Annotated in this window: 20 protein-coding genes; 7 read left to right on the top strand and 13 right to left on the bottom strand. The window is 70.7% G+C overall.

Annotated features, from left to right (window positions below):
• Positions 1 to 27 precede the first annotated feature (27 nt).
• The 4 genes from IPK24_07780 to IPK24_07765 form a co-directional block, all read right to left on the bottom strand.
• Positions 28 to 654, bottom strand: coding sequence for a class I SAM-dependent methyltransferase (locus IPK24_07780; protein ID MBK8075452.1), 627 nt, complete (start codon positions 652 to 654; stop codon positions 28 to 30).
• Between the two features lie 62 nt (positions 655 to 716).
• Entirely contained in the window at positions 717 to 1,793 is a 1,077-nt protein-coding gene (locus IPK24_07775; GenBank protein ID MBK8075451.1) for a hypothetical protein, read from the bottom strand.
• A gap of 153 nt (positions 1,794 to 1,946) precedes the next feature.
• Complete coding sequence (locus IPK24_07770) at positions 1,947 to 3,611, bottom strand: glycoside hydrolase family 3 protein (protein MBK8075450.1); 1,665 nt, start codon at positions 3,609 to 3,611, stop codon at positions 1,947 to 1,949.
• A complete protein-coding gene (locus IPK24_07765; protein MBK8075449.1) occupies positions 3,608 to 5,194 on the bottom strand; it encodes a DUF853 family protein in 1,587 nt (528 codons plus the stop codon). The genes IPK24_07770 and IPK24_07765 overlap by 4 nt, the downstream gene beginning before the upstream one ends.
• A gap of 130 nt (positions 5,195 to 5,324) precedes the next feature.
• On the opposite strand from IPK24_07765, the gene IPK24_07760 reads away from it, so the two are divergent.
• The 3 genes from IPK24_07760 (at position 5,325) to IPK24_07750 (ending at position 7,565) form a co-directional block, all read left to right on the top strand.
• A complete protein-coding gene (locus IPK24_07760) occupies positions 5,325 to 5,624 on the top strand; it encodes a type II toxin-antitoxin system VapB family antitoxin (protein ID MBK8075448.1) in 300 nt (99 codons plus the stop codon).
• A 74-nt stretch (positions 5,625 to 5,698) separates the two neighbouring features.
• A complete protein-coding gene (locus IPK24_07755) occupies positions 5,699 to 6,367 on the top strand; it encodes a LytR C-terminal domain-containing protein (GenBank protein MBK8075447.1) in 669 nt (222 codons plus the stop codon).
• A gap of 82 nt (positions 6,368 to 6,449) precedes the next feature.
• Positions 6,450 to 7,565, top strand: a complete 1,116-nt coding sequence (locus IPK24_07750) for an ionic transporter y4hA (protein MBK8075446.1) — start codon at positions 6,450 to 6,452, stop codon at positions 7,563 to 7,565.
• Positions 7,566 to 7,590: 25 nt separating this feature from the next.
• Here the strand turns inward: IPK24_07750 and IPK24_07745 are convergent, their stop codons facing one another.
• The 4 genes from IPK24_07745 to IPK24_07730 are packed head-to-tail and all read right to left on the bottom strand — an operon-like array spanning position 7,591 to position 11,992.
• The gene (locus IPK24_07745; protein ID MBK8075445.1) at positions 7,591 to 8,835 is read right to left on the bottom strand and encodes an FAD-dependent oxidoreductase; all 1,245 of its coding nucleotides are present in this window, start codon (positions 8,833 to 8,835) and stop codon (positions 7,591 to 7,593) included.
• Positions 8,832 to 10,310, bottom strand: coding sequence for an NAD(P)/FAD-dependent oxidoreductase (locus IPK24_07740; protein MBK8075444.1), 1,479 nt, complete (start codon positions 10,308 to 10,310; stop codon positions 8,832 to 8,834). Before IPK24_07740 ends, IPK24_07745 begins: the two co-directional genes overlap by 4 nt.
• Positions 10,307 to 11,740 carry a carbohydrate kinase gene (locus IPK24_07735; GenBank protein MBK8075443.1) on the bottom strand — a complete coding sequence of 478 codons (1,434 nt, stop codon included), beginning with the start codon at positions 11,738 to 11,740 and terminating at the stop codon, positions 10,307 to 10,309. Before IPK24_07735 ends, IPK24_07740 begins: the two co-directional genes overlap by 4 nt.
• Before the next feature lie 24 nt (positions 11,741 to 11,764).
• The gene (locus IPK24_07730) at positions 11,765 to 11,992 is read right to left on the bottom strand and encodes a hypothetical protein (protein MBK8075442.1); all 228 of its coding nucleotides are present in this window, start codon (positions 11,990 to 11,992) and stop codon (positions 11,765 to 11,767) included.
• A 274-nt stretch (positions 11,993 to 12,266) separates the two neighbouring features.
• Here IPK24_07730 and IPK24_07725 point away from each other — a divergent pair, with 274 nt between their 5' ends.
• Genes IPK24_07725 through IPK24_07710 form a run of 4 tightly spaced genes read left to right on the top strand, consistent with a single transcriptional unit; the run spans position 12,267 to position 15,146 of the window.
• Positions 12,267 to 12,710 carry a hypothetical protein gene (locus IPK24_07725; GenBank protein MBK8075441.1) on the top strand — a complete coding sequence of 148 codons (444 nt, stop codon included), beginning with the start codon at positions 12,267 to 12,269 and terminating at the stop codon, positions 12,708 to 12,710.
• A 34-nt stretch (positions 12,711 to 12,744) separates the two neighbouring features.
• Positions 12,745 to 13,587, top strand: a complete 843-nt coding sequence (locus tag IPK24_07720) for an ATP-binding cassette domain-containing protein (protein MBK8075440.1) — start codon at positions 12,745 to 12,747, stop codon at positions 13,585 to 13,587.
• Positions 13,584 to 14,345 carry an ABC transporter permease gene (locus IPK24_07715; protein MBK8075439.1) on the top strand — a complete coding sequence of 254 codons (762 nt, stop codon included), beginning with the start codon at positions 13,584 to 13,586 and terminating at the stop codon, positions 14,343 to 14,345. Before IPK24_07720 ends, IPK24_07715 begins: the two co-directional genes overlap by 4 nt.
• A 30-nt stretch (positions 14,346 to 14,375) precedes the next feature.
• On the top strand, positions 14,376 to 15,146 hold the full coding sequence (locus tag IPK24_07710; protein ID MBK8075438.1) for a MerR family transcriptional regulator: 771 nt from the start codon (positions 14,376 to 14,378) through the stop codon (positions 15,144 to 15,146).
• A gap of 64 nt (positions 15,147 to 15,210) precedes the next feature.
• Here IPK24_07710 and IPK24_07705 read toward each other — a convergent pair whose 3' ends face one another.
• The 5 genes from IPK24_07705 to IPK24_07685 all read right to left on the bottom strand — a co-directional run bounded on the left by IPK24_07705 (position 15,211) and on the right by IPK24_07685 (position 19,659).
• The gene (locus IPK24_07705; GenBank protein ID MBK8075437.1) at positions 15,211 to 16,698 is read right to left on the bottom strand and encodes a beta-lactamase family protein; all 1,488 of its coding nucleotides are present in this window, start codon (positions 16,696 to 16,698) and stop codon (positions 15,211 to 15,213) included.
• A gap of 113 nt (positions 16,699 to 16,811) precedes the next feature.
• Positions 16,812 to 17,150: a hypothetical protein gene (locus IPK24_07700; protein MBK8075436.1), complete on the bottom strand. Its 339-nt coding sequence runs from the start codon at positions 17,148 to 17,150 to the stop codon at positions 16,812 to 16,814.
• 21 nt (positions 17,151 to 17,171) lie between these two features.
• A complete protein-coding gene (locus IPK24_07695) occupies positions 17,172 to 17,384 on the bottom strand; it encodes a hypothetical protein (GenBank protein ID MBK8075435.1) in 213 nt (70 codons plus the stop codon).
• A 560-nt stretch (positions 17,385 to 17,944) separates the two neighbouring features.
• The gene (locus IPK24_07690; protein MBK8075434.1) at positions 17,945 to 18,763 is read right to left on the bottom strand and encodes an ABC transporter permease subunit; all 819 of its coding nucleotides are present in this window, start codon (positions 18,761 to 18,763) and stop codon (positions 17,945 to 17,947) included.
• Positions 18,760 to 19,659 carry an ATP-binding cassette domain-containing protein gene (locus IPK24_07685; protein ID MBK8075433.1) on the bottom strand — a complete coding sequence of 300 codons (900 nt, stop codon included), beginning with the start codon at positions 19,657 to 19,659 and terminating at the stop codon, positions 18,760 to 18,762. The genes IPK24_07690 and IPK24_07685 overlap by 4 nt, the downstream gene beginning before the upstream one ends.
• Positions 19,660 to 19,681 lie beyond the last annotated feature (22 nt).

Below are 19,681 nucleotides of genomic sequence, written 5' to 3'. Positions count from 1 at the left end.
CAGCCAGGTCGGGTCGGCCAGGTCGGGTCAGCCGCGCCGTCGGTGCACGCTGACCGCGTAGTCGCCGCCCGCCACGAACGGTCCACCGTCCCAGGTCGACGTCCGTTCGATCAGCTCCAGACCCGCTGCCGCACACCAGGCGTCGTACTGGGCCAGCCCGAATGGCGCGTGATCCAAGGGTAGGTGCGTGGGCGTCAGACCGAACCCGGCGACCACCAGGCCCCTCGGCCGGACGACGCGAGCCAGGTTCGCCAGCACGTCGGGTTCGCTGCCGGCAGCCACCAACGGGATCACGTTTCCGGCCGCGACCACCAGATCGAAGTCTGCGGCTACGCCGTGCTCACCCGGGTCGAAGCCGGCCAGATCGGCATGAATCCAGGTCAGCTCCGGGGCCTGGGTGCGCGCCTGGGCCAGCATGCCGGCGTCCAGGTCGACCCCGACCACCTGGTACCCACGACGGGCGAGTTCGATCGCCACCCGTCCGGTGCCACACCCGGCGTCCAGCACCCGCGCGGGCGCAGCCACCAGGGTGGTGCACCGCGATGCCTCGCCGTGCACGTCGACCCCGCTGCGGGCCAGGGACTCGAACCGCTGCCGATACGCCGCACCGGCCTCGTCCGCAGCACCACGATCCAGTTCCTGCCAGCGACTCATCCGGGCAGCCTAGAGGTATGCGAGGGCTTCCCGAGCGAGGTAGATCCGGTCGAGGGAGCCGCTCAGCTCACCACGTCGATCTGGTGCGTCAGTCCCACGGAACCGTTCTCGGCCAACCAGACCCCCGTGCTGCGCAGCTCACCCACCGTCTGATCATGGGTGATCATGCGGAACGGGCTGGCGACCGCTTGCACCGAGATGGCCCCGACGCCCCGCTCGGCCAGGGATTGCAGCGCACCGTCCGGGCTGCCCCACAACCGCAACTGCCCGAACACCGGGTCGGCCTCGTCGATCCAGCCGTTGCCGTCGCTGTCGTGTGCGGCCAGCTCGGCGAACCCGTCGTTGGTCTTCGGGCCGAACAACTCGGTGCCGTCGTCCACGGCACCGTTGCCGTTGCGGTCCAGGGCCAGGTAGGCCAGGCCGTCGGCGACGAACGGCAGCGCCTCGGCCGTGCCGTCACCGTCCAGGTCCAGGTCGACCGTCGTCTCGCTCAGGGAGGGAGTCACTCCGAAGCTCAACGCCAGCGGGTCCTTCGGTGCCGGCGCGGGATCGCCTGCTGAATAACGGATCTGAGTGGTGCGTGCCGACTCTCGATACAGCTCCAGGTCTGCCTCGAACGAGATCTGCCGCCCGTCGGCGGTGGTCACCGACCCGGCGATCTCGACCTGGGCCGACTCGGACTCGACGACCGTCTCGCTCGCCTCGACCCGGATTCCCCAGCCGGCGCGGTCCGGCGGCTGGGGCCGGGGCGCCACCTCACCGCCGATGCCACCTGCCCGGCTGCGCTGATGGGACTCACCGCCGTGCTCACCTCGCCGATGAGGCCGGTGCCGATCGGGCCCCTCGGGGACGTCCACCACGTGCCCGGTCAGCCGCTCCAACAGGGCCACCAGGGAACGCAGCCGATGCGTGCGGGCATCGTCACCGTCCGGCTCGGCGGCCTTCGCATCGCCCTCGGACAGGGCATCGGCGGGTCCGTCGCCGGCGGTGGTCCGCGGCGCACGAGCAGGAGCAGGAGCAGGACGGGTGGTGGCGCCGGGGGCCGGGTCACGCCAGCTGTCCACCGTGACCTGCGTCGTCCGCGCGGTCGTGTGCTGGAACGCCGACTTCATCGACACCGAGCTGCTCTGAATGATCACGCTGGCACCTCCTGTGCCGTCATGGCTTCCATGCCAACCGGTCTCGACCCTGGCCCGGGTTACCGGTCACGACCCCGTCGGCCGGGCGGCGAGACAGCTGAGCCGGCGCCGTACCGATTCACCCGAACGGCACGCCGCGCGACCCAGCCGGCGTCAGGTGCCCGCGCAGGAATCCGCTTCGGCAACCCCCGCCACCTCGACCGGGAGGGCTCCGCTCGGGCGCAGCCGCCCCGAGAGCACCTGGGCCAGCGCGGCAAAGGCACCCTCGGTGTGCCCGTAGATCGCGAAACCGGCGATCGTGGCGTGTGAGGAGGCCAGCACCGTGGGCCGGTCGAGGGCGACCACGATGTCGGCTCGCGCCGGAGTCGACCCCACCAGCGACACGGTCGGACCCGAGCCCAGGCGCAACCCCGCCGAGCGGGCCGCGGCGGTGAAGCGCTGCCGGTCCGGGGCACTGCCACCGACGATCCGGACGGCGGTCACCGCGGTCAGGGGGCAACGACCCGTCACCTGCGTCACCCCGGCCGCCGACAGCGCGGCCGAGGCGGTCTCGGCGCGCCGCCGCGCGTCGTCCGGCACCGTCACCTGGGCGGCGCGGCGGGCCTGCCAGCGTTGCAGCGCAACGACTCTCGTGGCTGCCTGGACGACCCTCGGCCGCGGCAAGGTGCCCGCCACGAGGGCTGCCATCACCGCAGCGTGAGTGGCGGCGGTATCGGCCGGCATGAGCAACAGATCGGCCCCGGCGGCCAGTGCCCGAACCCCCGGGTCGCCCCCGGCTCGCACCGCGCCCATCCCGAGCGAATCGGTGATGGCCACGCCGTCGAAGCCCACCTGGCCTCGCAACAGTCCGTACACGCCGGCGGACAGGCTGGCCGGGCGCACCGCCGCGTCGGGTTCCGCCGCAGGCACCGCGACATGGGCCACCATCACGGCCGGGGCACCTGCTCGCACGGCCGCGGTGAACGGCATCAGGTCACGATCGGCGAGTTCGGCCAGACTCGCTCGCTGCACCGGCAGCGCACGATGGCTGTCGCTGGTCACCGAACCGTGCCCCGGGAAGTGTTTGGCGGTCGAGACCAACCCCGCGGCGGTGAACCCGCGCACTGCCGCCACCGTGGCGGCGGACGCCACATCCGGATCACCACTCGGCGATCGGGTACCGATCGTCGGGTCCGCGGCACCCATGGTCACGTCGGCCACCGGTGCGAAGTCCCAGGTGAATCCCGCCGCACGCAACTCGAGTCCCAACGCCCGGGTGGCCTCGGCCACCACGGCCTCGCCCGCTGCCGCCTGCCCACGCCGGCGGGCGCCGGCCACCACTGCACCAGCGGTCATGAAGGCGGGGTAGGACGCCGCCAGAGTGCCCAGGTGCGCCACCGTGCCGCCCTCCTGGTCGACCCCGATGACCGCGGGCAGGTCACGCCCGTCGGCCCGGACGGCTGCGTGCACGGCCGACGTCATCGCCCGAACCTGCTGCGCGTCGACGATGTTCGCCCCGGTCAGGCAGAGCCCGGCCAGGTGCAGCCGTCGAACCTGGGCTGCCGCAGCGGCCGGCGCGCTGCCGTGGAACCGGCCCACGATCACCTGCCCGGCCAGGCGAGCGTCGTCCCAGGTCGCCACCTCGGCCCGGGCCGCGGCCAACTCGGCGACGGTCGGACCCCAGGGCAGCGCCGTCCCGGACGTCGTGGGTCGCGAGCCGGTACCGGCGCTCGTGGTCGTGCCGGCGGCGACGCCCCCGGCGGCACCGGTCCCGCCGCCCGTGGTGCACCCCGCGAGCACCACCGCCGCGAGCGCCAAACCCACGCCGGACCGGGTCATCGGCGGCGTGCGGTCCCGAAGATGCTGCGGGTGATCTCGCGGCCGAGCACGGTGCCCGCCGAACGCAGGAAGCTCTTGAACGCCGACGACTTGACCACCTCGGTCACGATGCCCGGCCCCTGCTGCTCGGCACGTTCCCGGGACGGCGCGCGCTCGGCCCGCCGCTCGGGCTCGGCCGCCCGGGGGGCGGGCTCCTCGCGGAGCGTCTTCTCGATCGACGGCGGCGGCGCGAGTTTGGCGGCCAACCGTTCGTAGGCCGACTCCCGATCGATCGACTGGGCGTACTCGGCGTTCAAGGGCGAGGCAGCCACGGCGGCCGCGAGGGCCTCCGCGGGGGCGGGCGCCATCAACGACTGGGGCGCCCGGAGGCGGGTCCAGGCCACGGGAGTCGGCGCTCCACGCTCCGACAGCACGGTGATCACGGCCTCACCGATGCCCAACTGGGTGAGCAGTTCCTGCAGGTCGTAGCTCGAGTTCGGGAACGTCGAGGCGGTCGCCTTCAACGCCTTGGCGTCGTCCGGGGTGTAGGCGCGCAGCGCGTGCTGGACCCGGTTGCCCAACTGGGCCAGCACCTCGGCGTCGACGTCCTTGGGGGTCTGGGTGACGAAGAAGACCCCGACGCCCTTCGAGCGGATCAGGCGCACCGTCTGGGTGATCTGATCGGTGAACGCCTTACTGGCGTCCTTGAACAACAGGTGCGCCTCGTCGAAGAAGAACACCAGCTTGGGTTTGTCGAGGTCCCCGGCCTCGGGCAGGTCGTGGAACAGGTCGGCCAACAGCCACAGCAGGAAGGTCGAGAACAACGCCGGCTTGTCCTGCACCGCAGGCAGTTCCAGGCAGGTGATGAGGCCCCGTCCGTCCGGGGCCAGCCGCAACAGCTCGCTGGTGTTGAACTCGGGCTCACCGAAGAACACCTCGGCGCCGGCATCCGAGAACGCGATGAGCTCACGCAGGATCACACCGGCGGTCGCCTTGCTCAGCCCACCGAGACCCTGCAGATCAGCCTGGCCCTCGTCCGAGATCAGGTACTGGATGACGGCCCGCAGGTCCTTCAGGTCCAGCAGCGCCAGCCCGGCCTTGTCGGCGAAGTGGAACACCAGCGCCAGCGAGGAGGTCTGGGTCTCGTTGAGGTCGAGCACCTTGGCCAGCAACGTGGGGCCGAAGGAGGTGATGCTCGCCCGCACCGGGGCGCCGACCCCCTGCCCGCCCAGGGCGAGGAACTCCACCGGGAACCCGGTGGCCTGCCAGGCCTGCCCGATGCTCGCCGTCCGCGCGGTGAGCTTCTCGCTGGCCTGACCGGGCTGGCTGATGCCGGAGAGGTCACCCTTGATGTCGGCCATGAAGACCGGCACACCCTGTGCCGACAGCTGCTCGGCCATCACCTGCAGCGTCTTGGTCTTGCCGGTGCCGGTGGCGCCTGCGACCAGGCCATGGCGGTTCAACATGCCCAGCGGAACGCGGATCTGCGCGTCCACCACGGGCTCGCCGTCCACCAGCAGGGCGCCCAACTCGAGGGCGGGGCCGGTGAAGGCGTACCCCTGGGTGATCTTCTGGACGACGTCGTCCTGGCCGGCTGCGGTCATGATGGGATCCCCTTCGGTGTGCTGCGCCCCGAGGCTTGTGCTCGCGCGCAGCGTATCCGTTGATCCTCTCTGGTGACCCGTCTGCTGACCTGCTCGGGCCTGGTCGAGCACCGTCCGTAGACTGCCTCGGGTGATATTCAAAGCCGTCGGTGATCACCGGCCCTATCCGGAGCACGGGTACACGACCGCTCGGCAGTGGGCCGGGGTGGCCCCGACCCAGGTGCGGCTCGAGGACCTGGTCACCACGCGCACCACGCTCGACCTCACCCAGCTCCTCAGCGAGGACTCCACCTTCTACGGCGACCTGTTCGCGCACGTGGTGTCCTGGCGCGGCACCCTGTACCTCGAGGACGGGCTGCACCGCGCCGTCCGGGCAGCGCTGGGGCAGCGTCCCCTGCTGCACGCCCGGGTGCTCGAGCTCGACGACTGACCAGCCGGACCAACTGGATACCTGACCGCGCGTCGGCTGGACGCCACGGCATCCCTGACCTGATCCTGAGCGGGATGGCTGGTCGCGAGGACGATTCCTGGCACACCGAGGAGATCGGGTTGCCCGGCACCGAGGATGACGGACCGGGCGCGGTGTTCCCCGGGCGCACTGCTGTGCGCACCGACCTGCCGACCACCTCCGAGCCACGGGGCATCACCCGACGCGAGCGACGTCAGACCATCACCTTCCTGGTGTTCTTCTCGGTCATTGTCGTGCTCGGGTTGCTGGCGCTGGCCGCCTACTTCGGCAAACTCGACTTCGGCGTGGGCAGTGGCAAGCCGGCGGCCCTGCCCACCTGCCCCTCGGCGGCCCCCTCGCTGCAGCCGAACGCGGTGAGCGTGAACGTCTACAACGCCTCGAGTCGCAACGGCCTGGCTCTGGCAACGATGCGCGACCTGCAGAAGCGGGGCTTCAAGGTGCCCGCCGCCCCCGCCAACGATCCGATGAAGAGCAAGGTCACCACGATGGCCGTGGTCCGGCACGGCCCCACCGGCGACGTCGCCGCCAAGACGGTGGCCGCCGCGGTGGCCGGCGAGGTCACCTTCGTGCAGGACGATCGCACCACCAGTGACGTCGACCTGGTGCTCGGCCAGACCTTCAAGCTGAAGCCCATCGCTGCCGCGGCCCCCGGAACTCCGTCCGCTCCCGCTGCCGAACCCACCTGCGTGCCCGCGGAAGGGTGAGGCACGCACCGTCCCGAGCTCGACGGCAGGCGTCTCCGGCTTCCGGCAGGCGCTGCGAAGCGAGCACCGAGATACTCGGATCATGACCGCGCGGACTGGCGTCACCGGATCGATCACTCGGCTGGTCACTCGCTGGACGACGCTGATGCCTCCGCTCGCGCTGATCGTCCTCGCCGCGACGTGGGGGCGCAGCGTCCCCGCCGTGGTGGCCGCCGTGGTGGCCGTCGTCCTGGCGGGCGCCGTCTTGGCCGCTGTTCACCACGCCGAGGTGGTCGCCCACCGCGTCGGTGAGCCGTTCGGCTCGCTGGTGCTGGCCGTCGCGGTGACCGTGATCGAGGTCGGGCTCATCCTCACCCTCACCGCTGCCGGAGGACCGGGGGCCGAGACCCTCGGCCGGGACACGGTCTTCGCCGCCGTCATGATCACCTGCAACGGCATCGTGGGCCTGGCGATCCTGGCCGGCGTGCGACGTCACGACCTGGTCAGCTTCAATGCCGAGGGCGCCGGCGGGGCACTGGCCACGGTGATCACGTTGGCTGGGCTGTGCTTCGTGCTGCCGAACGTCACCTCGGCCACCCCGGGACCGGAGTTCTCACCCGGTCAACTCGCGTTCGCCGCCGTGGCCTCGACCGTGCTGTACGGGGTGTTCGTGGTCACCCAGACGGTGCGTCATCGTGACTTCTTCCTGCCGGTGGACGACGCGGGCCAGGCCATCGAGGAGGTTCACGCCGACCCGCCCTCACCCCGCACGGCCTGGATCAGCGTCGGGATGTTGATGGCCTGTCTGGTGGCGGTGGTCGGGCTGGCCAAGGTGGAATCGAAGACCATCGAGTCGCTGGTGGACGCAGCCGGGCTGCCCCATGCCGTGGTCGGGGTGGTCATCGCGCTGCTCGTGCTGGCCCCGGAATCGCTGGCCGCCGTCCGGGCGGCCCGGCGCAACCGGATGCAGACCTCGTTCAACCTGGCCTACGGCTCGGCGATCGCGAGCATCGGGCTGACCGTCCCGGCGCTGGCCCTGGCCACGCTGTGGGTGGACACGCCGTTGCTGCTGGGTCTGACCCAGGTGCAGCTGGTGCTGTTCTCGCTCACCGTCGTGGTGAACATCCTCACCGTGGTGCCGGGGCGGGCGAGCCGGCTGCAGGGCGGGGTACACCTGGCGCTGCTCGCCGCCTACCTGTTCCTGTCGATGAATCCCTGAGCCGGCGGGTTCGACGGCGGCGCGCTCAGCCCAGGCTCACGCGCACGGTGCCGCCCTGCGGGTCGGCGTGGCGCAGCAGCTCGGCGGGGAGCCGGACGGCGCGCCCCGGCGCCGCAGGCCAGGGCAGACGACGGGCCGCCAACCGTCGTCCGTCCTGATGCACCTCGATGCATGGCGTCCGCACGTAGCGGTCGGTCCAGAGCAGGTAGTGACGACGGGGCGGGGCCGGGTCGCCGACTCGCAGGATCTGCGGCGTGATCCAGAGCAACGGTGTCTGCGCCTCGATCCGTGACCCCGGCGCCCGGTCGGTGTGGCCGGCCAGCCAGCCTCGAACCTGTTCGGCGACATGGCGTCCGTCCAACGCGGCCACATCGGCGGTGTCGACCGGGTGCACCACGTTGCCGGCGGCGAACACGCCGTCCGAGCTGGTGCGTAGCGCGGCGTCCACGATCGGACCCCGAGTGGCAGGGTCGAGATCGAGACCTGCGGCGCGGGCCAGTTCGTTGTCCGGGATCCAGTCGCCGGTGACGATCACGGTGTCGCACTCGACCCGGCGCCGGGCGCCGGTGTCGAGCTGTTCGATCTCGACGGAGGTCACCCGGGTGCTGCCGTTGATCCGCACGATGCGCGTGCGGGTGGCCACCGGGATCTGCCAGCCGAGCCGACCGATCAGGGTGAAGACACCGTAGGCCTCCGCCCGCGGGTGGATGGTGGTCATCAGCTCTGTGGCGCAGCCGGATTCGCGCAGGGTCAGCACCGCCGACCAGCTGACCGACTCGGCGCCGACGACCACGGCACGCCGGCCCACCCGGGCGTGGTGCTGGTGGACGAGCTGCTGCAGCTGACCGGTCGTGTACACGCCCGCCACCCGGTCACCCGGAATGAGCCGGGCCATCCGCGAGCGTTCCCGGGCCCCGGTCGCCAGGACCACGGCGTCTGCCTCGAGAACGTGGCGGCCGGACGGCGCGGTCACCTCGAGCCGGCGCTCGCCGTCCCAGCCGGTGACCATGGTGCGGGTGGCCACCACGGCGCCGGCGGCGTCCGCGGCCTCGGCCAATCGGCGGGCATAGGCCGGCCCGGTCACCACCCGGCGCAGGTCACGCAGGCCGTAACCGGTGTGGTCGCTGTGCCGCGGGATGCCGCCCGGCTCGGCCTCACGTTCGAGCACCCGAACCTCGCCGTCGATCGTGCCGGCGAGGGCTGCGGCGGCGGTCAGGCCGGCGGGTCCGGCACCCACCACCGCGACCCGCACCCGCTCGAGGCCGGTCATCGACGGGCCTCGCGTGACCCGGATGCATCTCGAACACCCTCGGCGAGAAGGTGTTCCACCTCGGCGCCGCAGAAGAAGCCCTGGCAGCGACCGTTCATGACCCGGGTGCGGCGGCGCAGGCCACCCAGCGTGGTGGGCGGGATGGTCGAGGCGAAGGCATCGCGGATCTCCCCTGCGGTGACGCGTTCGCAGAAACAGACGATGTGTCCGTATTCCGGATCGTGGGCAATGCGTTCGGCATCCTGGTAGGGCCGCACGAAGGCTTCACCGACCATCGGCATCCGGGGCGGTGACGGCAGCTCCGACCGAGGGGTTAGGTCGAGCCCTGCGGTGACCAGCAGGTCACGCACGTGCTCGGCGATGGCCATGCCGGCGGTCAGACCGGTGGAGCGGATGCCTCCGACGAGCAGGTAGCGCTGCTGCGCGTCGGCCTCGATCAGGTAGTCCGGGTGATCGATCGCCGCGCGCAACCCGGCATAGGTGGCCGTGACCTCCTCGCACATCAGGGCGGGCATCAGGGCCTCCCCCTTGGTGCGCAGGACGGCGATCCCGGCCTCGGAGGTGCCGGTGGCGGTGCGATCGTCGAGGTCCTCTGCGGTCGGCCCGAGCATGACATTGCCGTAGATCGTCGGGCTGATCAGGACGCCCTTGCCGACGGACGAGGGAACCGGCAGCACGATCCTCGGTGCCAGCGGACGGGCCTGCTTGTCGAAGACCAGCAGCTCACCGCGGCGTGGCGTGACGGTGAAACGCTCGTGGCCGAAGAACCGATCGATGTGGTCGGCGCCGAGACCGGCTGCATTGACGACCCACCGCGCTCGGATGACGTTGCCCGCCGCGGTGTGCAGTGCGGTGTGGTCCGCGTGCACGGTCACGGCGCGGACGGCGTTCTGGCACATCAGGTTCGCCCCGCGGTGCACGGCCTCGGTCGCCAGGGCGAGGTTCGTCGTCCAGGTGCAGATGATCGACTCGCCGGGGACGGCGAGGCCGCCGAGCACGCCGGGGCCGAGGTCGGGTAGCTGGTCGTAGACCTGCTCGGAGGTCAACCTGACGCAGTCGTGGTAGCCGTTGCGTTCGGCCTTGGCCTGCAAGCCGGGCAGGACGTCGAGTTCCTCCGCCGACCACGCCACCAGGATCGCGCCGGTGCGCTCGACCGGGATGCCGGTGGCCTCGGCGTACTCGGACAGCAACTGGTAGCCCCGGGCGACGAGCCGGGCCTCCAGGGTGCCCGGGGTGGCGTCGAACCCGGTGTGCAGGATGGCGGTGTTGGCCTTGCTGGTGCCGTCGCCCACGTCGGCGCGGGCCTCGACCAGGACGACGGACAGCGGCTCGCCGTCCAGCAGGGTGCCGGTGAGCTCACGGGCGATGGCGGAGCCGACGATCCCGGCGCCGAGGACGGCGACGTCGACGATCGGGGCGGCGTCCCGGGTGGCGTCCTGGGTGGCGTCGGCAGACACGGGGATCAGGGCTCTCATGGCGCGCGGACGACGCCGAGCGTGGCCTGCGCGGCTCGCTGCCAGCGGTCGAGATGATCGGCGGCCCGGTCGGGCGACCAGGCCGGTTCGTAGCTGTGCGACGGCGTCCAACCGCCGACGATGCCGGCCAGGTCGGCGGTCGGGTCGAGGGCGAGGCGGGCGCAGGCCGCCGCGCCGTAGGCCGTGGCGTGCGGGTGGGGGTAGACCTCGACCGGCAGCTGCGCCAGGTCGGCCTGGGCCTGCATGAGCACGGCGGATCGGGTCAGGCCCCCGTCGACCCGCAGCCGGGTGAGCGGGGTCCCGAGGTCGTCGCCGACGAGGTGAACCAGGCCGGCGACCTGGGCGGCGATGCCCTCGAGAACGGAGCGCACCAGCTGCCCGCGGCCTGAGCTGAGGGTCATGCCCGAGAACGAGGCGGTGGCCGTCGCGTCCCACCACGGGGCGGCGAGGCCGGCCAGCGCCGGGACGCAGAGCACACCGTCGCTGGCGGGGGCTGCGATGGTGTCGAGCTGTTCGGCGCCGGTGACCAGCCCGAGGTCTGTCAGCCAGCGCACCGCCGAGGCGGCGGTGTAGACCTGCCCGTCGATGCAGTACGGGGTCTGGCCCCGCAGCCGCCAGGCCACCGAGGTGGTGAGCCCCGCGGCGGAACGCACTGGGCGAGATCCGATGTGCGCCAACAGAAAGGCGCCGGTGCCGAAGGTGCACTTGGCGGTGCCGGGCTCGATGCAGGCCTCACCGAGCAACGCCGCCTGTTGGTCGACGATCAGGCCGGTGACGGGCACCTCGGCGCCGAAGGCTCGCGTGGTGCCGACCACGGTGTCACTGGCCACGATCTCGGGCAGTGCCTCGCCGCCCAGGCCGAACAGCTCGAGGAGCTCGCCATTCCAGGCGACGTCCTCCAGACCGAGCACCAGCGATCGGCTGGCCGTGGAGGCATCGGTGACGAAGGCGCCACACAGCTGGTGCACCAGCCAGGTGTCGGTGGTGGTGACGACGCCCTCGGTGGTGACGTGCTCGCGCAGCCACCGCATCTTCGGGGCCGAGAAGTAGGGGTCGAGCACCAGCCCGGTCAGAGCGGCGATGCGATCGGCGGCCTCGCGAAGGGCGTGACAGATGGCCTCGGCGCGCCGGTCCTGCCAGACGATCGCCGGGGTGAGGGGGCGGCCGGTGTCCCGGTCCCACGCGAGCACGGTCTCGCCCTGGTTGGCGAGCGCGACGGCGTCCAGAGGTACCCCGGCCAGCGCGACGGCGCGGCGTCCGGCGGTGAGCACCGAGTCGAGCAGAGCCTGCGGGTCCTGCTCGACCCCGCCCCCCTCGAGGTAGACCGGGTGCAGCGGTTGCTCGGCGACCGACAGCACCGCGCCGTCGCCGGACACGACGATGGCCTTGGTGCCGGACGTGCCCTGGTCGATCGCGAGGACATTCGCCATCCGAGACCCTCCTCGTCGGTCTGCTCAGCGGGGGTGACGGTTGCGAGGGTGGTTCCTGGCTGTGCGCTCGTTGCCCCGGCGATAGTTACCGGTCCACCGCGCCATGATCAACTGCTCGTCGCCGGAGGCCACCTCGGACAGGAATTCCTCGGCACGGGTGCCGCGCAGCGTGGCCGCCGGCCGACCCCCGTGTCGAATGGTCACCGACCCGTCGCCGTTTCTCCGGTAGGTGAAACCCTCCGGCGCCGGCATGGGATCCCCTCCTGTCGGTGCTGCGCCGTCGCAGATTCTGACGGGTTCGCGGTCGTCGAGCACACCCTAGGACGCCGCGAGGGCGGACCATGAGCACATGGAGGAGGACATGCAGGACGGCATGGACCGGCTTGGTACCTCGGGCGATGCCGTGATCTGGCTCCTGGTCGGGTAGATCGTGCGACAAGCCGTCGGCGCGGCTCGCGGCCACGAGCCGTTGCCGAGCGTGTGGCGCCATGCCACGCTGATGCCATGATCTCGACCCCCTGGAGCCGTGGCGCGTAGACGCCCGAGCGAGGTGCGCGCCGGCTTGCGTGCCCATCCACGATCCCTGACCGATCGCCCGCCGATGATCGATGGCCTGTCGTCGTCCACTCTCCGCGAGATCTCGCGCTGGGAACTGGCTCACGATCTGTGGCCGGGGTGGGTGGCCCAGAGCCTCACCGAGTGGCACCGGATGGCCGCGCTCCCACAACGGCAGCTCGACCGGCTCAGCGAGCCGGGACCCAACTGCGGTGTTGCCGAATGTTGCCCGGATCCGCACGTCATCCGGTCTCGCCTGGAACGCGTGGTGCAGTCCCTGCCGCGGAACGCCGGCCGCGAGGTGCGAGCGCTGATCGCGCCTGTCGACGACCGACTCAGGCGGCGGATCGTCCCCGACCCGAGCATCGGACGACGGTCGAGCGGGTACGTGTCGGCCGACGCGATCTGGGCTTGACCTTGACCCTGCGTCAAGGTTGCACGCTGTCCCCATGAGCGCACCGACACAGCACACCGACCAGACCCGAACCCCCGCGATCCGGGTGCGTTCGCTGGAACGGTCCTTCGGGGACCTGCACGTCCTGCGTCGCGTGGACCTCGACGTGGCCCAGGGCAGCATCTTCGCCCTGCTCGGCTCCAACGGGGCGGGCAAGACCACCCTCGTGCGCATCCTGTCCACCCTGGCCCGAGCCGATGCCGGGACGGCGAGCGTCGCCGGCTTCGACGTCGCCACGCACGCGGCCGACGTCCGCGCCTCGATCAGCCTCACCGGGCAGTTCGCGGCCGTGGACGAGATCCTGACCGGGGCCGAGAACCTGCGCCTGATCGCCCGGTTGCGGCGGGTGCCGGACGCCGATCGCGGCGTGGCCGAGCTCCTCACGAGGTTCCAACTCACCGAGGCCGCCGGACGGCGGGTGGCGACGTATTCCGGCGGCATGCGGCGCCGGTTGGACATCGCCATGAGCCTGATCGGCAATCCCCCGGTGATCTTCCTGGACGAGCCGACCACCGGGCTGGACCCGCAGGGCCGGCTCGAGGTGTGGGACTGCATCCGAGAGCTCGCCGGCAAGGGCACCACCGTTCTGCTGACCACGCAGTACCTGGACGAGGCCGAGCAGCTCGCCGATCAGATCGCGATCCTGCACGAGGGGCGGATCATCGCCAACGGCACTCTCGCCGAGCTGAAGCAGCTGCTGCCGCCGGCGAAGGTCGAGTACGTCGAGAAGCAGCCGACCCTGGAGGAGATCTTCCTCGCGGTCGTCGGCTCACCCCATCAGCCCGCCGCCCACGCGGCAACCCACCCTGCCGCACCGACCCCTGGGGACCAGTCATGAGCCCGCGTTTCCTCGGTGATACCGCCCTGTTGACCGGACGATCGCTGCGCCACATCGCGCGCAGCCCGGACACCATCATCACCACCGCGATCATGCCGATCGCCTTCATGCTGCTCTTCGTCTATGTCTTCGGCGGCGCGATCGACAGTGGGACGGATGCGTACGTGAACTACCTGTTGCCCGGCATCCTCGTGATCACGATCGCCTCGGGCATCGCCTACACCTCCTACCGGCTGTTCCTGGACCAGCAGAGCGGGATCTTCGAGCGCTTCCAGTCGATGCCGATCACCCGATCGGCTGCGCTGTGGGCACACGTGCTGACCTCGTTGGTCGCCAATCTGATCTCGCTGGTGGTCGTGGTGCTGGTCGCGGTGGTCATGGGTTTTCGTTCGGGCGCAGGGCCTCTGGCCTGGCTGGCGGTGGTCGGCATCCTGGGCCTGTTCACGCTCGCGTTGACCTGGCTCGCGGTGATCCCGGGCCTGACCGCGAAATCCGTGGACGGCGCCAGCGCGTTCTCCTACCCGCTCATCTTCCTGCCGTTCGTCAGTTCCGCCTTCGTACCGACCGCGAGCATGCCGGGCCCGGTGCGGGCGTTCGCCGAGCATCAGCCGGTGACCTCGATCGTGAACGCGATCCGCGATCTGTATGCGCAGCAGCCCGTCAGCAGCGACCTGTGGATCGCTCTGGCCTGGTGTCTGGGTCTGCTGGTCCTGGCCTACGCCGGTGCGGTCCGTATTCATCGGCGCACGACGAGGTGACACCGTGTCCAGATGGGGCAGATTGACGCCATGCTGACCATCGGGCAGTTGGCCACCTACGCCGGCGTGACGATCCGCGCGGTGCGGCACTATCACCATGTCGGGCTGCTCCCCGAGCCCGGACGCGACGCCTCCGGGTATCGCAGCTACGACGCGGCCGCGGTGATCCGCCTGATCCGGATCCGAACCCTGGCCGAGGCCGGCGTCCCCCTTGCCCGGGTACGCGAACTGCTGGACGCCGACCCGCCGACGTTCGCTGCCGCCACGGCACAGATCGACCGGCAGTTGCGGGCGCAGATCCGCGAGCTGCAACTGCATCGGCGACGGATCGCGCAGCTGGGCACCGGCGACGCGTTGGCGCTGCCGAAAGAGGTGGTCGACTACCTGGACCAGTTGCGCGCAGCCGGCGCCCCCGAGGCGACCATCGAACCCGAGCGGGACGCCTGGATCCTGATGGCGGCACGCTACCCCGCCGTGATCCCCGCGATGATGGCCGACAAGACGGCGCAGCTGGCCGACCCCAACGTGGTCCGGCTCTATCAGCTCATCGGTCGCATCGCCGCGAACTCGGACGACGAGGAGCTGCTGCACGAGACCGCCGACCTCATGATCGAATTGCTGGAGAAGGCTTCCTCCAGTGGGGGTTTGGACCAGCAGGACGAGCAACTGCCGGACGACGGGTTCGTCCGGCTGATGGACTCCTTCGCCGAGGCGTCCCACCCGGTGGTCACCCGGCTGCGCGAGTTGATCACCGAACGCGGCTGGACCGGCTGGACCCGCCTCGAGAAGCGAACCGGGTGAGGATGCCGTCACACCTCACCGAGCGCCTCGAGCAGCGGCCCGCCCCCTGAAGGCCCCGGTGCCGTCAGCCGTCGGCGAGATCGCGCAGCAACCTCGCGGCCTCCTCGTGGGTGGGGTCCACATCGAGGGCGCGCTGCAGCGCAGATCGCGCCTGCGCCACCTGCCCGTCGACCTGATGCGCCCAGCCGGTCATGGTCCAGGCAGGGGCCGACCCCGGTCGCGCTCCGGTCCAGACCCGCAGCAGCGGCCAGACCAGGTCGGTGCGGTGCAATTCGATCGCGCCCCAGACCGCTTTGACGAACTCCTCGTCGTCGGTGTCGAACTCGACCGGGTCGAGCGCCGCCAGGTCGTGCGCGAGGGCGATGGCGGCGTCCGGCCCCGAGGTGGCTGCGGCCTGCGCGACCGGGCCGACCAGCGGAGGCAGCGCGGCGCGCAGCACCGCCACGCCGTCACCGGGATTCGACGCCTCACCCGGGCCGGGCAGGACGATGTCGAGCGCCGCGGCAGCGATGCTCCAAGTCGGCATGGTGTTGGAGTTGGCCAGCACGACCACTCCGGTGCGCTGTTCGGGTACCAGCACCAGCCGGGCACCGAACCCTGGGTCGGCACCGCTGTGGCTGAGCGTGCGGTGGCCGCGGTACCTGCCGACGCACCAGCCAAGGGCCATGGCCTCCTCCCACGGCGGGTCGCCCACCGGGAACACCGGGCGCCACACCAGGTCCCGCACCGAGGGGCTGAGTCGGGGCGGTTGAGCGCCGGTGTCCGGCGTCGACGAGAAGTGGGCCTGCATCCAGCGACACAGCTCGACCAGGTTGGAGTGCAGGCTCGAACTCGGCGCGTGGCACCGGGTGTAGGGATAGCTGCCCTCGGGCACCACCAACGGCATGCCCACATGCGGCGCGGCAGCCAGATGAGGCGGCACCTCGGCGCGCAGGAAGGTGCTGGCGTGCATGCCGAGCGGTTGCAGCAGCTGCCGCCGGACGGCGTCCTCGAAGGTGGTCCCGGTCAGGCGTGCCAGCACCAACCCGAGCAGTTCGTACCCGGCGTTGGAGTAGGAGAACGCCGACCCGGGGTCGGACACGAGCTGCCGGTGCGACAGGCTGCGCGCGAACTCGGCGAGCGCGTCGTCGCGCACGTTCGGTGCGTGCCAGCCGTAGTCCGAGACGTCCGGCAGCCCACTGGTGTGGCTCAGCAACCCGCGGGCCGTGACCTCGTCGGCCCGACCGTCGGCCAGGGTGAACTCCGGGACCCAGGTACGGATCGGGGTGTCGAGGGCGAATCCGTGCTCCTCGGGCCCGCTCGAGTGGATCAGCGAGACCAGAGCCGTCGCGACGAACGGCTTGGACACCGACGCCAGATGGAACATCGTCTCGGGGGTCACCGGCGCGCCGGTGCGCCGGTCACGGACGCCGAGGCCGCGGGTGACCACCTCGTCGCCGCGCACCACCGCGATCGCCAACCCGGCCGTCGCCCGGGAACCCAGAAGGTCGTCGATGAGCGGCCACAGACCTCGCTGCAGGCTGTCCTGCAGGCTGTCCGGATCATCGCCCATATGGGTGACGGTACGTCACACGGTGGCCGCCGGTACCCGACGACTGCACGACGCCGGCCACAGCGGCTGGTGGCAGGTCGCACCGTGGCGTGAACCACGCCGCGGGTCGACCTCTACTCAGGAGCCGAGACCTGAGGAGACTGCCCGGTCTGGTCGGTCGCCAGCCGGAGCCGTTGGGGACCGGTGCCCGGGACGCGCTCCACCAGACATCGAGCTTCGAGGTCGACCTTCGTGTAGGTGCAGTAGTTCCGCAGGCGGCCCTTGGGGAATGCCGGATGCTTCCCGAAGCGGTCCTGCGCAGCCTCGACGAGGTCCTTCAGGAGCACCGTTCCCGCCTCGTCGCACTCATCCGCGAGCATCGTCAGGATGTGATCGAGCATGAGCGTGTACTGCCCGAGGTCCATCGTCCAGCCGTCGAGCCCGCCGGGACGGGTGGCGTTGAAGATCTCCATGTTCTCGTGGCCATTCACAGCTCAGGCGGGTTCGACGGTGCGGCGCATCACCGTATTCTTCATGCCCTTGGGACGGATGAAGTCGAAGCCTGCGCGCTCGTACACGGCCCGAGTGCCGTTGTAGAGGAACGACGACGACAACCGCTTCTCTCCCGGGATGTGGGGGTAACCCTCCACCACGCCGCCGTCTGCCTGCGCGATCAGGTCGAGCGCCCCCTCCAGGGCGACGGTCACCAAGCCCTGACGGCGAAAGCGCTTGTCGACGAAGATGCAGGTGATCCGATAGTCCGGCTCGACCTCCCCCTCGGCCTTCAGGTCAGCCAGATATTGCTTGCTGTGGTGGATGTTCGGCAGCTCCGCCGCCGTCCCGTACTCCGCCCAGGCGATCGCCTCCTCGCCGTCGTGACCGTCGCGGACGACGAGTGCGGCGTGCGCAGCACCGCCGGCAACAAGCCGCTGCTTCAGTGCCCGATTACCGTCGTAACCCTGACCGCGATGTTATGCGGCTAGCAGACGTTCGGTGGCGGGGGCGCCGCTGCGCCGTCCGGCGCATGAGACGTGCGAACGCGATCCGATCAGCTCGAGGGTCTTTCAGCAGATCACTGGCGACCGGCACACCGAAACCCGAGGCCTCCTGGCTCGACGAACAGGTCACCCTCGGACACTGATCGACGCTCGGGCTGGTGACCGAGTCGGACCGGGACATCGGTCCACCGGCCAGGGTCTGCTGACCGGGCACGAAGTGCGAAGACTCCGTGCCCGGTCAGCGAGTGTTCAGGTGCTCTTCCGCCCGGTCACTTCACTTCGGAGCGGCGCAGGAACAGCAGCCCGATGGTCAGCGGCAGCACGATCCAGATCGCGGTGGTCGAGCCGAGCATGGCCCACTCCTTGCCGGTGTTCGTGGCGCCATCGAAGAGGGTGACCTGGGTGTAGTTCCAGTCGATCCACGGCTGCAGGTCGTTGAACCACTCGCGCACCTGGGCGAGCAGGGCGAGGATGCCCGGCAGCACGAGTGACACGACGAAGTAGCCGACGATGGCCGCAGCCGAGTTGCGCAGCACGACGCCGAGGGTGAACCCGATCGCCATACCGACGAGGTTGCCGAGCACGATCTGTAGCGCCGTCGAGACCGAGATGTCCCAGACTGTGTCGACGCCGGCGAGCGCGGAGCCCGCCAGGTTGCCGAGGGCACCGACGGCGAAGGCGACGGCCATCGAGACGACGCCGACCAGGAAGGTCGCGATCGCCTTGGCCCCGATCACCCGGCCGCGACTCGGCACGAGGGTGAAGGTCGTGAGCCCGCTGCGCTGGCTCCATTCGCTGGTGACGCCGAGGATCGCGACCATCGGCAGGATCACCGACATCGGGAGGCCGATCGCGGTCGCGAATTTCTCGTAGGTGACCCCGTCGTCGGGCACGAAGATGATGACAGCGCCGGTGGCCATGACCGAGAGGACGCCGATGCTGAGCAGCATCCAGAAGCCCGAGCGGGTGTCGAACATCTTGCGCAGCTCGACCTTGATCAAGCGTGTTGTCGGTATGGCAGGCTGACGAGCCTGGACGGTCGCCGTCGTGTCGGTGCTGGTCGTGGGGGAGACAGTCGTGGCGGTCATGCCGCAACTCCTTCGCGTTGGGTGTCGGCAGTGAGCGACAGGAACATGTCTTCGAGCCCCGCGCCTTCGGCAGAGCGGAGCTCGGTGAGGGCGATGCCGGCGGCCAGCGCCACCGCTCCCACCTGGGCGGGATCTGCGTCGGTGCGCACCGAGCCGTCGCCGGCAAGCGTGCTGGCGATCCCGGCCTGCTCGAGGGCGTGCGCGAGGTCGCGCGGCGACGTGGAGCGAGCGAGGGTGCCGGCAGCAGCGAGCAATTCCTCCTTGGTGCCGGACGCGACGATCTTGCCGTTGCCGATCACGACCAGGTCATCGGCGATGACCTCGATCTCGTGCAGGAGGTGCGACGACAGCAGCACAGTGCCGCCCTTGTCGGCATGACCGCGCAGCAGGTCGCGCATCCAGCGGATGCCGGCGGGGTCGAGGCCGTTGGCGGGCTCGTCGAGGATCAGCACCCGCGGGTCGCCCAGTAGCGCGGTCGCGATGCCGAGTCGCTGGCGCATGCCGAGTGAGTAGTTGCGGACTCGGCGTTTGGCCTCGTTCGGCGTCAGACTGACGAGCTCGAGCATCTCGTCGATGCGGGTGCGTGGCAGCCCCATCGTGTCGGTGGCGATGGTGAGGATCTCGCGGCCGGTGCGGCCGGCGTGCTGCGCAGACGCGTCGAGGAGGACGCCGACCTCGAGGCCGGGGTTGGGCAGGTCGGCGAACCGGGCACCGTCGATGGTGGCCGAGCCGGACGTCGGGGCGGTGAGACCGGCCATGACGCGCATTGTGGTGGACTTGCCAGCGCCGTTCGGACCGAGGAAGCCGGTCACGCGGCCGGGCTGGGCGATGAAGGAGACGTTGTCGACGGCGGTGAAGCCGGCGTACCTCCGGGTCAGCGAGTCAACTGTGATCATGGCTCCAACCCTCGCCGCTCGA

The organism is Kineosporiaceae bacterium, from assembly GCA_016713225.1.
In the GTDB taxonomy this organism is placed as follows: Bacteria; Actinomycetota; Actinomycetes; order Actinomycetales; family Kineosporiaceae; genus JADJPO01.
This window is presented reverse-complemented; position numbering and strand designations above follow the sequence as displayed.